Below are 15,058 nucleotides of genomic sequence, written 5' to 3' on the forward strand. Positions count from 1 at the left end.
GCGAAGCTCCATAGGATGTGATTTGCCCATCTCGATCCCCTATATCTGGAAAGATCAGGGAATCAGAAACCGTCCAAGATGGGAAGCCTGAATCATATGAACGGCGACTTGCTCTAGTGCTTCACCAGTGCTCAGGTGACGACACCAGCGACATGCGACTGGCACCTTGCGGTGGAGTAAGGAACCGGCGGACGGAGATGACGAAACGCTGGCGGGATTTATTTCCACCTCTTTATCGAGATACGTGATTTGCAAGTGCACAGGCTTGCTTGCTTGCGGCCTTGAACCATTGAAAAAGGTTAAATGCGACGGAGTGGGCGGTGCAGCTGTTTGACGCAAACTCCACGTTATGTTGTCATTTTTCCGAAAAAACGGGTTTTGGTCGATTATGTGAAATTTGTGGTGCGTTATGTAAAGCAGATTTATTGATTTTATTGAATAATTTGTTGGTTTGTGGCTGTTTGGCGTTAGGGAATATGCTGACGGTTTGGGCGCTATGTTACATTCTGCTTTACCTTAAGTTGTCGTTTTGCCCTTGCGTTAGGGTGTTGTTTTGGAAAACGACAACTTAAGGGTAAGTTTAGTTGACACCGAATGTGCCAAAGTGGTCCTGTTGGAACCAGGATGAGGGAAGGCATCCATGTCAGACATTAGCATGCTTGGCGACATTGGAACACCACTCTGACTTCGCTGACGACAACACCTTTTCACATAGGCGGCGAACGGCACTGGTTCCTTTGCCCTGCCCGTGGGTGCGGTCAGCGTGTTGCGGTGATCTATGGCGGGGGCATCTTCGCTTGCCGCAAGTGCTATCAGCTCGCTTATCCCTCGCAGCGTGAAGACGCCGGGGATCGGCGGCAAGACGGGCGCATCGCATCCGTGACCGCATGGGCTGGCCTAGTGGCGTTATGGAAGGGTCAGGGTGGGGCACAACCCAAGGGCATGCACTGGCGCACCTATGAGCGCCTCTGCGACGAACACGACACGTTCGAACATGCGGTGAACCTGTCCTTCATAGCCCGCTTCGGCCCGATGCTGAAAAAGGGGGGGTTTTGAATGGTGTAAAGTTGGCAGGGAATGCGGCATGTCTACAAATATTTCCGGATCACCCCGAACCGGCCCGTGCGTTGGTCGCCAAGGGTATCCTTTGAAGTACCAAGGCAAACAGCATCGTTCCGATGACAGCGGCAAACGCCATGGATGTACTTTTCTCCGGGATCGACGTGACTCGGAGCAGCCCGGAGATGATCATGGGGTGAGCAAGATAAAGCGTCAGAGAAAGACTGGCCATTCTGTTAGCGGTGGCGTTATCAGGAAGGGGTAGAAGGAGGCAAATCATAAAGGCCCCGCTTGCCAAGAAAAGCTGCATCGCACCTTTGGGCCAATCCAGGAACAAGAGAAGACAACACAGGCAGCTAAGCGCCAGTGACGTTGACAGAACGGGCCTCTGCACGTTTGCAAGAAGAGCAAAAACATACCCAATGAAGACTGCAGGGAGAGCATACAGCCATTGAGCGAGGGGGGGGGCGACGCGATCTTGGGTCGCCATGAGAATTGAAACACTGAGTGAGAGGCCGAGCACGGTACAGACTATTCGTCCTAGGATTTGGAGAGATTGGAACCTACGTGCGAGGGGCCACATCGCGATACATGCGATGAAGGCAAAGGGTAGGAACCACAAATGCAGTGCTGGTCCTGTCAACAGCATCCAAGGCATAAATTCGGAGCTGACAGTTTTTCCTCCTAGGATGACTTCCGCTGCCTTCAGCGCTCCGTAGACAAGACTCCATGTCAGCCAAGGCCATATAAGCCGTGATGCACGGGATCGTGCATAGGAGGCAAAGTCCTGACGCAGGGCCGCTGGAAATGCGAGGATCAAGAGCAGCATCAGAAAAAATGGCAGCGCAGCATAGCCAACGGCAGCACCCGGGGCACCTACATGAAAGACAATGATGCCAATCGCCGCGATCAGGCGGGCGTAATCTAGGGCCGCGTTTCTCTTCGTCCCTCGCCTTTCAAGGTTCATAATATTACTTCCGCAAATATGTTTTTACGTAATTACGCATTTGCGCGATTAAGGTATTCCGCGAGGGCGGCTTCCAGAATGTCCTAGTGTGTCTGATCGGTTTCGGCGGCATGCATCCGCAGGCGGCGATAGGTGTCGCCATCGAGGGCGAGCGTCAGCCGCTTTTCCCCTTCCCGCTTTTTTAGGTGCTTTCGCTGCGGCCTTGCTGGGCGGCGGAAGCCCTGCCCCGCGCTGCGGTATGCCGGTATCTATCGGGCGGGTCTGTGTGTTGAGCATCCCGTCAAGCGACAGCGATTTCCTAACCATCAAGTATTCCCTTCACATAGTCCCAGATAGCGGCAATCTCGGCCCCTGCCTTGTCGTCGGTTGTTTCGGTGACACCCTGCCCCGTTGCCCCGGTTTCCGCATAGCTGACCCGTTGCGCGATATTGACCGGCGCGACACGGCCATGTTGCGCCAAGGCGCGGGCGGCTTCGTCGGTGATTTTGGCGCGGGGGGGGGCTGTGACAGGGCAAAGGCAAACGGAACGCGGGCGGCGTTCACGGCGGCAATCGTCGCCCCAACGGCGCGCAGATCGTCGGGCGAGGGGCGAACCGGGATCAATACCAGATCGGCGGCCCCTAGCGCCTCGGTCAGCCATTCCGGCGCGGCTGGCGGGGTGTCGATGATGCACAGATCGAATTGCGCCTGTGCCGCGTTCAGGGTGGCCCTGAGAACATCCGGCGCGGGGTCACGGTCCAGCGTTGAAGGCGCGTCAGCATCCCGGCCTTCCCACCAGGCGCGCAGTGAGCCTTGCGGGTCGAGATCGAGGCAAAGGACGTCGCGGCCATCCTGCGAGGCGGCAACGGCAAGGTTGCGGGCGAGGGTGGTTTTCCCGGCCCCGCCTTTCTGGGCGGCTATGACTATCGTTTTCATGGGAAGACGTTACCGCAGTTCCGCAAAGTCGCAAACGCATAAGTTCACACATCCGCACTTGCGGAAATACGCATAGGTTTATAAAGACACAACGGACTTAAGGTATTTATACGCCTGACAAAACCTTACATCTGTTGAGAAATGTTAAGGTTCGGGGGATCGCGCCATGCACTACGTCACCTATCTGCGGGTCAGCACAGATTGCCCGGGCAAGAGCGGGCTTGGTCTGGAATCGCAACGCAAGGCGGTGGCGGATCACGTTGCAGGCAAGGGCGAGATCGCAGCGGAATATGTCGAGATCGAAAGCGGCAAGAAGAATGACCGTCCCCAGCTTGCCCGCGCCTTGGCAGTGGCAAAACGGATTGGCGCAGTTCTTCTGATCGCCAAACTGGACCGCCTCGCTCGCAACGTAGCCTTCATTGCCAACCTGCTAGAAGCAGGGGTAGAGATCGCAGCGGCGGATATGCCAGAGGCAAACCGCGTCCTGCTACACGTCATGACGGCGGTCGCAGAGCATGAAGCCCAAGCCATTTCAGACCGTACCCGCCGCGCGGCGCTGGCGGCGGCTAAGGCCCGTGGTGTGGCCTTGGGCTGGTCCATGCCGGGAAGGGCAGGGGAACAGCGCCACGCGGCCCGCAAGGGGGCAGAGCGCAACGCAAGGAAGGCCGTCAGCATGCGGCAAATGTCTTGCCGGTCATTCGCCAGATCGCGGACGAGCTGAACACGCGGGGCCTGAGACGGCGCGGGGCGGCCTGTGGTATGCCACGACAGTGTGCAATGTCATGACACGGGAAAACGAGATCGAGGCCCAAGGGGCATGAGCAAGAACCGCCAGCTTTAGAGCGCGCAGTGCCGCCGGCGATGGACACCGCGATCAGGATCAGAGCGGCGCTGACGGCGATTGCCGTCAGATCAGACGGAACGCAAATGGCTTCAATAGCCATAACCATAATCCGCTTCCATATAGCGGCATTTGTTTAGCACTATCCCCATCACATTGGTCTGTGCCGCAATCTCGCGCTCACAATTATCGATCTCTTTTACCGCAGTAGTTTCAGCAGCCGCGACCAGAAGCGCACAGTCTACGCGCGGCAGAAAGGCAATGGTGTCATCGGTGGCCAGCATCGGCGGCATATCAAAAATCACCACATCCGGGGCGTAGCGGGCCATCATAGCATCGAGAATACTTGGTGCGACGGGCCCGCTCAACAACTCAGCTGCAGCGCGGGCCGGTGCCAGATTGACCGCGATGGCGAGATTGTTGCCATACCGCCGCATCGCCGCCTCCAAGGCTTCGTTGCCCTTTAGAACCTCGGCTAGGCTTGCATCGGGGTGCAGACCCAATGTGCGCGCCAGTGTCGGGCGACGCAGGTCAAGTTCCAGCAAGATCACTCGCAAATCCGGCTGTCGGGCGAGGCTGAAGGCAAGGTTCAGCGCAACGGTGCTTTTGCCACAGCCAGGCCCCGGTGAGGTGATGGCGAGCTTTCGCCAGCCGTTGGTGCGCATCTGTTGCAGCGCCCGGGTGCGCATGCCGTCAAAGGGGGCAGACTCCGAACCCACAGAGAGAGTGACCACATGATGTTCGCGCAGACGCAGCGGGTCGGGGGTAAAACCGGGCAGAGCTGCCCAGGCTGCCGCGATATCCTGCGCGGCAGTGGCGGCCAATTCCTCTGGCAGCACGGCTGCAGGTGTCGCCAAGGGTGTCGGCAATCCGGTTTGTGCGTCGCGGGTGGCACGGGCCTTGGCAATGGCGGCCTGGATTTTTTCCATGGGCGTTCTCTTTTCTATACCAAGACGAACAGCTGGGCGTCGGCAATCAGCGCCGCAAGACCTAGATTGCTCAAGACCCTGTTCAACAGCAGGTCGAGCGGCATAACAAATTGATCCACGGCAAACAATAGCGCCGGGATCGCAACCAGCACCAGCGCAAAGATCACGAACAGAATCAACCGCCGACGGCGGGCTTGTCTTGAGCTACGCAGATAGGGCAGCGTTGCGAAAGGCGTGATACCTAGCCCTGCCGTCAGATCGGCCGGGCGGCGAATGGCCTTATTCATCATCTCAAGCAACAACGCCAAGCCAATGCCCAAGGTAAGGCCGCCGCCTACGCCAGCCGCACCAATCAGAAGCCGGTTCGGACGCGAGGGTTCGCTCGGGGCGACGGCTTGTTCGATAACCGAAATACGCTGCCCCTTGGCCATGGCTTCGATCGTATCGCCGGTTTCCGCCCGCGCCCGGTTGGCCACCGCCTGATTGTATTGCTCGCGCGTGTTGGCATAGTCGCGCTCAATCACATCCAGCGCGTTTGCATTGGCGGGTGTCTCGGCGATCGATGTGCCGATGGTCTCCATCTCAGCGGTGACCTGTGCCTTCTGCGCGCTGATAGAGGCCAGCTGGCTTTCCAGATCAGCCGTCTGGATGTCATAGGCGGATAATTGTTGCTCCCCTGCGGCGGTGCTACCGCCCGCTGCCTGCACCGCAACAACCTTTTCGGCCGCCGCCACTTGGGCTTGCAGCATTTTGACCTTGGGGTTTTCTGAGGACATCACAATGAGAGCCGAGGCCAAGGCATCCCGTAGCGCCTGCAGCTGTTTTGCTTCGGGGGTCTTTGGGGCGTCCAATAAAAGATTATCGCTCCCGGCATTATGCATCCGGACCAATTGATCGCGCCGCGCGTTCAATTCGGCTTCATCCCGGCTCATCTGCAAAAGGCGTTCCTGCGCTGCTGCCTGCTGACTACGGCGGAAATCGAGACTATCGGGTAAAGCATTCTGGTTTTTTTCCTTGAACTCCAGGATGGCAGCACCCTGCGTCGTTAACTCCTGATCGAGCCGGGCCACCTCCTGCACGAAGAAATCCAGCGTCTGCCGCGCTACGTTGGTGCGCATTGACACGTTTTCCTTCAGGATTAGCGTGACTACTTCATTGGCCACCGCAGCAGAAAGGACTGGGCTGGGCGATTCAAAGCCGACATTCACCAGCACCGCCTGTTGAGGCCCACGTGCGACACTTGCGCCTCCTGTTATCACGATGGAGATACGTTCTCGTAAATTCTTGACCACATCATCAGCCTCCATGCGCGGCGCAGGCTGACCTGGCGCCGGCGCATAGATCTGCAGCCGATTGGCCATGTCCAGAAGGTTGGCGCGTGTCAGGATGCGCTGTTGGATGATCTGCAGTTGTACTGTAATCTCGGTCTGCACTGTCGACGCCGCCAGCGCATCTGGGATCTGTTCGTTTTCCACCACCAGCAGTGCGGAGGCCACATAAACTGGCGGCAGCATCCGCGCGAGCGTCAAGCCAATTGCGGAGCCAAGCGCAAAAATGATCAAAACATAGTGGATCCGCCTCAGGAACCGAGAAAAATAGAATTTCAAATCCATAGTTTATTCAGGCTTTCCGGTCTGGGTGGTTGAAAACGATGGTTCGGTGCTATTGATGATGCCACCCGCAAAAAATATGCCGTCATCCAAGACTTTTTGTACAGTCAGACGCTGCACCCGGTGTTGATCCTTTGTGAAGGTATAGACCAAGGCAAGATCACACAATTGATTAACAAGGCGCGGTACACCGCGCGTCGCGTTAAAAATTGCAGCAGTCGCTGACGGGCTGAAGATCTTGTATTGCGCGCCTGCAAGCATCAACCGATGCTGGATATAACCGTTCACTCCCTGCCGATCCATGGCTGACAGATGAAAACTGGCGGCAACACGTTGTGCGAACTGCGTCAGATCCGGACGATGAATAATCTCGCGCAACTCTGGCTGACCCACCAACACCAATTGCAACAACTCATCCTTACCGGTGTTGATGTTGGTGAACATCCGCAACTCTTCCAGAGACTCGCGTGACAAGTTCTGGGCTTCATCAAAGATCAGCACGACCCGCCGCCCGGCGGCATATTCTGAAATCAGATAGGATTGAAACTGCCCGAACAGATCCACATAATTGGCATTCGGGTCGGTCGGCTGCGACAGGGCAAGCAGCACCCAACGCAGCAATTCGCCACGATCACCATGTGCGTTGGCAATCAACCCGATCCGCACATCCGGCCCGACCGAGCGCAGTAGATAATGCAGTAGGGTGGTTTTGCCTGCACCAACCTCGCCAGTGATCAGCGTGATTGGCGCACATGTAAGGATGCCATATTCCAACATAGTGAAGGCGCGGGCGTGCGAGGGCGACCAGAACAGAAAATCCGGATCGGGCACCAGCGAGAAAGGTCGCATCGTTAGGCCAAAATGGGCATTGTAAAGGTCAAGAGAACTTGCCCTGCTTGTTCCGGCAACGGTTGGTTCCGAAGCGGGGAGGATTTTTTTCACACGCCCCATGGGCCATAGCTTCGCCGGCATATTCAACCCTAAACCTCAACCCGCAGGAGCCGCCTGCCCAGTGGCGAATTGAGCAGACAAAAGCCATTGTCTGCAACCTGCCCTTGCAAAGCCCATGCTGTCCTGTGCTGACGCAGCGATATAAGAAAAATCCCTGTCAAACAAGCATTCAGAAGAGAGGGCCATCCGATAGCATCACAATAATATACACTCCTAAGTTGTATCTATTTAATAATTACCTTTTTAAGTTGCGCAATTCTTTTTAGAATGTCATCACAACAGAAACACTCTTTAAGATAGGGAAGTTCTGTTTCTCAACGGTGCTCAAAGACAACTTGCAGCGCATAGCAGGGTGAATTTTTGTTGCAAAATGTGGCAGAAAAGTGTTAAAAAATCGCAGGCGTTACTGGAATCAGGCTGGCAATTCTAGCTGAGAGGGTCTTGGAACCTTGCTTAGTTTTTGTAAACGTGTGGCTTACTTAGTTATGTGGGAAGTTCAGAAATGACAGCATATTTCAGTACGCAGGCTCAGAAGGCTAAGGGCTCTGAAGCTGTTCAACCGGCGGTGATTGCAAAACATGCGTCACTTGCTGTGAAGCCCCGTGACGGTATATATTCCAACGGTGCAAAGCGCGTGTTTGACATCACGCTGATTTTGCTGGCTTTACCTGTTGTTATTCCGATCATCCTGCTGCTTGCGATCCTAGTAAAGTGCGACGGTGGTCCATCCTTCTATTCGCAGCTACGCGTCGGGAAGAACGGTCACCTCTATACAATGTGGAAGCTGCGTTCGATGATACTGGGCGCTGACGCCAAATTAGAGGCGCATCTTGACAGTGATCCTGCCGCACGGGCCGAATGGGACATCACCCAAAAATTGAAATCTGACCCTCGAATCACGCGTATTGGCCGATTTTTGCGCAAGTCTTCCTTGGACGAGTTGCCGCAACTCTGGAATGTATTGATTGGTGATATGAGCCTTGTCGGCCCGCGGCCGATGATGCCGGATCAGCAAGCGATCTACCCCGGGAAATCCTATTTTTATCTACGCCCGGGCATCACTGGAAACTGGCAAGTATCACAAAGAAACCAGAGCACCTTTGCCGATCGTGCGATCTTTGACGATCAGTACAGCCAAGATCTATCTTTTGCCATGGACACAAAGTTGCTACTGGCCACGGTGGTGGTCGTGTTGAATGCTACAGGGCATTGAGAACCAAGTATTGGGTTCGGATCTTCTTTAGCAGCCCCCCCTTCAAAGCAGGTAGTGCTTAAATCTATGTCACAAAAATTTCGTCATACTCTGCCAGCCTTGATGCTGATCGCCGTGCTGTCTCTCGCGGGCTGCAAGACGTCCGAGGAAAAGGCGGAGGACTATTATCAGTCGGCCTTGCAATTGTTGGATGCGGGAAATGTCGACGGGGCTTTGGTCGAGTTGCGCAACGTCTTTCAATACGATGGCTTTCATCAGGAAGCTCGCAAGCTCTATGCAGATACACAACTGGCACGTGGCGAAGTAGGTGAAGCTTATGGTCAGTATTTGCGGCTGATCGAACAATATCCAGATACGGTTGACGTCCGACAAACACTTGCCGAAATAGCAATGACGCGCGGCGATTGGGCAGAGTTCGAACGCCATGGAGGTGAGGCCATAAGACTTGCCCCAGAGCAGCCCCGCAGCCGCGCTTTGCAAGCGGCAATGGACTACCGTAAGGCTTCGCTCGACAAAGATGAAACCGCCAAAGCAAAAGCCGCCAAAGCGGCGCGCGCCGTGCAGGTGGATTTGCCCGAAAATCCTGTGGTTCGCCGTGTCATTATTGACTTTCTGATCAACGGACCTGTGCCGCAAGACGCAATGCCCGAAATCGATGCGGCACTGGCAAAAGAGCCCTTGGCCCTTGAACTGCATTCGATGAAGCTGCAACTTTTAGCCAAGCAAAAAGATATGGCCGGCACCGCAGTGCATCTGAAAAAGATGGTCAAACTGTTTCCGGACAATCTCGAGGTACGCCGCGCTCTGATCGCACTCTATATGAGTCAGAAAGACTTTGCGGGTGCCGAAACCTTTTTGCGCGAAGTGGCCGGTGACGACACCTCACCGCCCGAGGGGCATGCGGCCGTCGTGCAACTTATGCAGGTGGCCAAGGGTCCCGATGCCGCAATGGCAGAACTGGATCGTCTGATTGCTGCTAATCAGGGCCAGCCCAGTGCCAATCTTTACAAAGCTTTGCGGGCGGCAATTGTTTTTGACGGTGGGGATAAGGACGGCTCTATTGCTTCGGTAGAAGCGGTGCTGCAAAGCGCCGAGCCATCCGATCAGACCCGCCGCATCAAGATCATGCTGGCGCAAATGCTGCTGGCAACCGGCAATCAGGTCGGTGCGCGCGCCCGTGTTGAAGAGGTGATTGCCGAAGATGCGACCAATGCCGATGCACTGAAACTGCGGGCGGCTTGGCTTATCCAGGAAGATAAGCCTGGCGAAGCGATTATCGATTTGCGGACGGCGCTTAGTCAAAACCCACGCGATGTAGCGACGATGACTTTAATGGCTGAAGCCTATGAGCGGGATGGCAACTTGGATCTGGCGGGCGAGCAACTGGCGGGGGCGGTCGAAGCGTCGAACGCTGGGGCAGAGCCATCGCTGCGCTATGCCGCTTTCTTACAACAACAAGGGCGCGGTCAAGTCGCCGAATCCGTGCTGACTGATGCGCGCAAAGCCAATCCCACGCATGTGGGTATACTGTTGCAACTGGCCAATCTGAAGTTGGCCACACAGGCCTTCACAAGCGTCAATGAAATTCAGACTGCACTGCAACAGATCGCGACTCCGGAGGCGGAAGCTGCAGCCAATGCACTGCAAGCTGCCATTCTCGTGGCCCAGAACCGCACCGAAGAAAGTATGACCTTCTTGCAAGGGCAGATCGATCAGGCGGCGGGCGGCGACAACCGAGCTCTGGCCCTGATGCTCGAAACTCAGGTGCGAGGCGGCAAAATGGCTGAGGCGCGCACAATTCTTGGTGCAGCCATTGCCAAGGCTCCTGCAGACAAGCAGCTCCAAATGATGAGTGCGAGCCTTTATGCTATGTCGGGCGATATCGGCAAGGCGGGGGAAACCCTGCGCGCCCTGATCGCGGCTGACGCTGCGGCGGAAGCCCCCGTTCGCCTACTTTACAGTCTGCTGATCAGTACCGGTCGTCCTGATGACGCCAACCGGCTTCTGGACAGCGCTTTGGCTACTAAGCCTGACTCAACCGCCCTCAGATTTATGAAAGCTGGGGTGCTGGAGGGGGCGGGTGACATTGATGGTGCCATTGTGATCTATGAAGCCCTCTACGCTCAAGACAGCGGTAGCGTTGTCATAGCAAACAACCTTGCGAGCCTGATTACCACCTACCGCAATGACCCTAAAAATCTTGAGCGGGCCTTTGCCATTGCCCGCCGACTGCGTGGATCGGATGTACCAGCGCTTCAGGACACCTACGGTTGGATTCAGTATCGTCGCGATAATCTGGACGAGGCATTGACCTATTTAGAACCGGCGGCAAAAGGTCTGCCTGACGATCCCTTGACGCAGTTCCACCTTGGGATGACCTACGCCGGGCTGAACCGGGCGGAGGAGGCGCGCACCGCTCTGACCCGCGCCCTGGAGATTGCTGGCGATAGCAAATTGCCGCAGTTTCAGACCGCGCGGGAAGCGTTGGCAAAACTGGGTGCGGCCCCCAAGCCCTAAGAGCAACAGTTGGGATTGTCGGTGCCCACGCGAGGCGCGGGGTCCGGTATCCAAGAAATCAAGCAGTTGCAGGTGCGGTGTAAGGATTGTTAAGATTTATCCTCGCCTGCGCAGGTAGCCGAAGATATCCGGATGGCGCAGCTAAATGATGCCCCTTCTCCAAAATTGCAGCTTTAGGCCTGACGTGCGGGGGTTCTACACCCAAAAAGAAAGGGCCGGGGATTTCCCGGCCCTTCACGTATAAAATCTAGACGCTGTCGATCAGACCGCTGCCGATTTGCGACGACGCAGAGCAGCAAGGCCACCCAGTGCGCCGAACAGCAGGAAGCCAGCTGCCGGAACAGGAACAGCGGCAACTTGGACGTTATCAACGAAGCCGCCGAGGCTGTCGGACTTGCTGGCAGCATCAAAGAACATGCTGTACTCACCGGCAGTCGTGACAACGAACTCTTGCGTAATGACAGTCCACTGACCCACCACCGTGCCGAGCACGCCACCAGGTCCATTGGCGACATCGGCGAACAAGTTGTCGATGCCATAAGAAATAGCGTTCGTCGTTTTGCTTACCATACGGGGGCTGTACGCAAACGACATCAGGTATTTCCCGATTCCGAGCGTGATCGTCTGGCTGATCCCACTATTTTTAGTGGTATCAAGTTCGACGTAATAGTCACCGTCAAACGGGGTCAACGGGATCGTGTGCTTGGTTTGCACTTCGACGCCGTCGGTGTCGGCAGCCCAGCTTGGCAGCGAGTCATAAATGTCCCACCCGCCACCGGTACCAGCGGCGATGTCTGTGTAGGTCAAGCCGCGATCACCCGCAACGCCCGGGTCTACTTCGAAGCTTCCGTTCTGCACGATAGTCGCAGCGCTGGCGAATGGTGCAACTGCAAGCGCTGCAGCAGCAATGGCAGCGCCCAATGTCAATTTATTCAAGATGTATCCCTCCTTGATTACTCATAAAGACCGTATGGACATAAAAATATCCAGACAAGCCACCCGCTGCCGCGGAATGGAACCACTCCAAGCGCGACACAAGTCTGCCTTGAAATTACCACAATATTTAGGCGAAAACAGAGAAAACCATCTATTGTTTGGCGTAGCTTAGCGTTTGCAATCCAGGATTGTTTTTCTTACGAGATCAGCAATCTGAGCGCTATTCATTGCATACCGTTCGTCACCAAGATCCCACCTTTGTTGCTGATATGGAAACACTTCCCTAAATCACACTGCGGTTTTGCGCAGTAGTGATTCGCAGCAAAAGCGGACATTGTCATTTATCCATGAACCTTTTGTTGCCGATGCGGCACGGCGGTGAGGGAAGTTTTGCGCCACGGTTTCGCATTGACCAAATACTGGATATGATTCAGAAATCAGGGCAATTTACTCCTTCACAAAGGCTTCGGACATGAAAACGCTGATTGCCCTCCTTATCGGGTTCATGCTGGTGAGCGCGCCAGTTTTGGCGCAGGAGGGTTACCTCATCCATCCAGGCGATGTTCTCCAAATCGAAGTGCTGGAAGATCCGGGGATGAACCGCTCTGCTCTGGTCGCGCCGGATGGCCGAATCACCATGCCGCTGGCCGGTGCAATCAACGTAGCGGGTCAGTCGGTCGAAGCGGTACAAAGCGACATCGCAGGCCGTCTGGCAAGCAATTTCGCGGCGCCGCCAAATGTCTATGTTTCGTTGCAACAACTTGCAGCACCTCGCCCCACCGGCGCGGGGGGGGCCGCAAAAAGTACCCCCACGATCGACGTGTATGTCATGGGGCAGGTGGGTAGCCCCGGCAAGATTGCGGTGGTGCCGGGCACCACGATGCTGCAAATCATTGCGCAGATGGGCGGTTTTTCTGATTTTGCGGCAACCAAACGCATCCAGTTGCGGCGGATCGATAAGAAAACCGGGGTCGAAAAAACCTATAATTTCAATTACAAGGCTCTCGAAAACGGCCAAAGCACCGCATTGGCCGCGACCTTGGCCGATGGTGACGTGATCATTGTGCCGACGCGCAGGCTGTTCGAGTAGTTCTTTCTGTGGTGAGGCCAGATCCTAGCCCGACTATTACCTTGATCCGAAGTGCCTATCTACAGTTTAGAGGAAGAAACCCAGTGGCAGTCTGCTTGAAGGAAAATGCAACGTCCTTTGCAGTCTTGCTATGCGGCAGTCTGTTGGTAAGCATGCCGGTCGATGCGCAAGAGGCGGGCACTAAAGGCCGCTTTCTGACCTTTGGCGTCGGCCAGCGGCTGCAATACAGTAATAATAGTGAGCTGACCCCAACCAGCCTTGGCTCTACCACCGAAGCCATCACCTATCTGAATTTTGGCTTAACGACGGATACTGGCAGCTCTTCATTTCAGGTTGACGCCAATCTGGAATTGCGGTTCGCGGCGGCCTCGCCCGAAAGCACGACCCCCACTGGCTTGAACAACCCCTTCTTGGGCATCAGATACCAGACCTTGTCAGCCTTCAGTGTTTTTGATTTCAATGCGTCGCTGCGGCAGACCACGTTGAATCAGAACCAGTCAGTGACAGATTTTGATACCGGCTCCGGCAAGCGCGGCAACTATCTGATCGGCTCAGCTATCGGTTGGGGCAAGGATTCGCCCTTCGGTTATGGTCTGTCTGCCGCCTACGAGGCGATCGACTACAGCGGCACCAGCGACCCAGGGCTGATTGATGCGCAACGCTTTAAGATTGGTGCCAATGCAAGCCTTGCACTCTCACCAACAACCCTGCTTACGCTGGGGGTAGATCGTTCAGATTTTAAGGAAGAGGGTGCCAGCTCTGGCGATCTTAAGATCGGTGGAAACGCCGGGCTGGTGGTCCGGCGCGCAAATGGCGATGCGTTATCGGCCAATTTATTCGTTGACAACACTGAAACCGGGCAACTCCAAGGGGTGTCGGCGCAGTATCAAATTGCTCTGCCCCACGGCAGCTTGTCCTTCACCCCGGGGCTGACCCGCGCCACAACGGGCAAGGTTTACTGGACAAGTGACTTTCAATGGCAACAAAATCTTCCCACAGGTAACTTCTCGGCGGAGTGGAGCCAAGAGGTGACATCACAAAATGAGAATAACGAAGAAATCCTGCTTAGTGATGTATCCCTCAGCTATGCCTATGATCTCGACCCTTTGAACAGCCTACGGTTTAATCTTGATTGGGCGCAGCAAGTTTACACCGCCAACAACGACACCAGCAGCAATGCAAGCTTCGGCGCCGTTTGGAGCCGAACGATTACCAAAGACTGGAATCTTGATCTGGGCTACATCTATCGTCTTAGCGACAAAAGCGCCGATGACGGCGCCCAAAACAACACCGTCTACCTGCAGTTAAATCGTAAGTTCATGAGCAACTACTGATTACATATCTCTTGCGAATACTTGCATATCCGTTCTGGTGATCACACAAAAGGGCTGCGACCACCATCGCATGCTTAGTTTTGCCCGATCAGAAGATAAAGTCATCCGCTGTGAGCACGGCTTTGTTGACGATCAAGCTCTCCCAATCTGCCGCTTTGTCACCGTTCAGATCGCCCGAGAGAATACCCGTCGCTTGTACATAGCGCACATCATCCGCACTTCCGGTAAAAGTGCCACCGCCGATAAACTGTCCCCCGCTCATGAAGGCGGTGAGCACAATGTCATCAGTTCCGTGCAGAAAATCGATAATCTTATCCCGCGTGGCACCGATCCCGGCCTCGGCCGCAGAGCCAAAAATGAAATCATCCGCGCCGGCACCGCCGCTTAGAGCATCGTTGCCAATCCCGCCAAACAAAAAGTCATTACCATCGCCGCCGTAAAGGGAGTCGTTGCCAGCCCCCCCGTAAAGCGTGTCATTGCCAAGACCTGCGATCAGACTGTTGGCTAGGCTGTTGCCGGTTAACCGATCACTGCCGCTACCAGAAATGAGGTGTTCAATGCGCAGCAGCGTATCGGTTCCTTGGCCCGTGACTTGGGCCGCTGTCGAAGACAGGTTGACCGTCACCGCCGCCGTACCGGTGAAGTAGGCACGATCTGCCCCCACGCCGCCATCAAGCAAATCGTTGCCAATCCCGC

General features: G+C 55.5%; 13 protein-coding genes (1 of these 13 cut by a window edge). 6 read left to right on the forward strand and 7 right to left on the reverse strand.

All coding sequences use genetic code 11. From position 1 onward, the window contains the following. Positions 1–771 precede the first annotated feature (771 nt). On the forward strand, positions 772–1,056 hold the full coding sequence (locus ACP7AP_RS19745) for a hypothetical protein (RefSeq protein WP_426036932.1): 285 nt from the start codon (positions 772–774) through the stop codon (positions 1,054–1,056). Positions 1,057–1,105: 49 nt separating this feature from the next. On the opposite strand, the gene ACP7AP_RS19750 is transcribed toward ACP7AP_RS19745, so the two are convergent. Next, complete coding sequence (locus tag ACP7AP_RS19750; protein ID WP_426036933.1) at positions 1,106–2,026, reverse strand: acyltransferase family protein; 921 nt, start codon at positions 2,024–2,026, stop codon at positions 1,106–1,108. 318 nt (positions 2,027–2,344) lie between these two features. Further along, the gene (locus ACP7AP_RS19755) at positions 2,345–2,941 is read right to left on the reverse strand and encodes a ParA family protein (RefSeq protein ID WP_426036934.1); all 597 of its coding nucleotides are present in this window, start codon (positions 2,939–2,941) and stop codon (positions 2,345–2,347) included. A 166-nt stretch (positions 2,942–3,107) separates the two neighbouring features. On the opposite strand from ACP7AP_RS19755, the gene ACP7AP_RS19760 reads away from it, so the two are divergent. After that, the gene (locus tag ACP7AP_RS19760) at positions 3,108–3,662 is read left to right on the forward strand and encodes a recombinase family protein (RefSeq protein ID WP_426036935.1); all 555 of its coding nucleotides are present in this window, start codon (positions 3,108–3,110) and stop codon (positions 3,660–3,662) included. Positions 3,663–3,874: 212 nt separating this feature from the next. Here the strand turns inward: ACP7AP_RS19760 and ACP7AP_RS19765 are convergent, their stop codons facing one another. From ACP7AP_RS19765 to ACP7AP_RS19775, 3 genes are read right to left on the reverse strand one after another with little or no spacing between them, the layout of a single operon-like run. Further along, positions 3,875–4,711, reverse strand: a complete 837-nt coding sequence (locus ACP7AP_RS19765) for a CpsD/CapB family tyrosine-protein kinase (RefSeq protein ID WP_426036937.1) — start codon at positions 4,709–4,711, stop codon at positions 3,875–3,877. A 14-nt stretch (positions 4,712–4,725) separates the two neighbouring features. Continuing rightward, entirely contained in the window at positions 4,726–6,324 is a 1,599-nt protein-coding gene (locus ACP7AP_RS19770; RefSeq protein WP_426036939.1) for a GumC family protein, read from the reverse strand. Positions 6,325–6,327: 3 nt separating this feature from the next. Continuing rightward, complete coding sequence (locus tag ACP7AP_RS19775) at positions 6,328–7,272, reverse strand: ExeA family protein (RefSeq protein WP_426036941.1); 945 nt, start codon at positions 7,270–7,272, stop codon at positions 6,328–6,330. A 502-nt stretch (positions 7,273–7,774) separates the two neighbouring features. Here ACP7AP_RS19775 and ACP7AP_RS19780 point away from each other — a divergent pair. After that, a complete protein-coding gene (locus ACP7AP_RS19780; RefSeq protein WP_426036943.1) occupies positions 7,775–8,485 on the forward strand; it encodes a sugar transferase in 711 nt (236 codons plus the stop codon). A gap of 102 nt (positions 8,486–8,587) precedes the next feature. Further along, positions 8,588–11,002: a tetratricopeptide repeat protein gene (locus ACP7AP_RS19785; protein ID WP_426036945.1), complete on the forward strand. Its 2,415-nt coding sequence runs from the start codon at positions 8,588–8,590 to the stop codon at positions 11,000–11,002. A 261-nt stretch (positions 11,003–11,263) separates the two neighbouring features. Here ACP7AP_RS19785 and ACP7AP_RS19790 read toward each other — a convergent pair whose 3' ends face one another. Beyond that, a complete protein-coding gene (locus ACP7AP_RS19790; protein ID WP_426036947.1) occupies positions 11,264–11,938 on the reverse strand; it encodes a VPLPA-CTERM sorting domain-containing protein in 675 nt (224 codons plus the stop codon). Between the two features lie 472 nt (positions 11,939–12,410). Between ACP7AP_RS19790 and ACP7AP_RS19795 the strand changes: the two genes are divergently transcribed. Together ACP7AP_RS19795 and ACP7AP_RS19800 are read left to right on the forward strand one after the other, a co-directional pair. Further along, on the forward strand, positions 12,411–13,028 hold the full coding sequence (locus ACP7AP_RS19795; protein WP_426036949.1) for a polysaccharide biosynthesis/export family protein: 618 nt from the start codon (positions 12,411–12,413) through the stop codon (positions 13,026–13,028). A 95-nt stretch (positions 13,029–13,123) separates the two neighbouring features. Then, positions 13,124–14,362 (forward strand): hypothetical protein, encoded by a 1,239-nt coding sequence (locus ACP7AP_RS19800; RefSeq protein WP_426036951.1) that lies wholly within the window; start codon positions 13,124–13,126, stop codon positions 14,360–14,362. A gap of 88 nt (positions 14,363–14,450) precedes the next feature. On the opposite strand, the gene ACP7AP_RS19805 is transcribed toward ACP7AP_RS19800, so the two are convergent. Beyond that, a protein-coding gene (locus ACP7AP_RS19805; RefSeq protein ID WP_426036953.1) for a calcium-binding protein crosses the window boundary here: on the reverse strand, positions 14,451–15,058 show its 3' end. 1,468 nt of this gene lie beyond the right edge of the window; the window shows 608 of its 2,076 coding nt (coding positions 1,469–2,076); the start codon falls outside the window, past its right edge — the gene reads right to left on this strand; it ends in the stop codon at positions 14,451–14,453.

Origin of the sequence: Cypionkella sp. TWP1-2-1b2 (assembly GCF_049896245.1) — a bacterium.
Classification (GTDB): domain Bacteria; phylum Pseudomonadota; class Alphaproteobacteria; order Rhodobacterales; family Rhodobacteraceae; genus Cypionkella.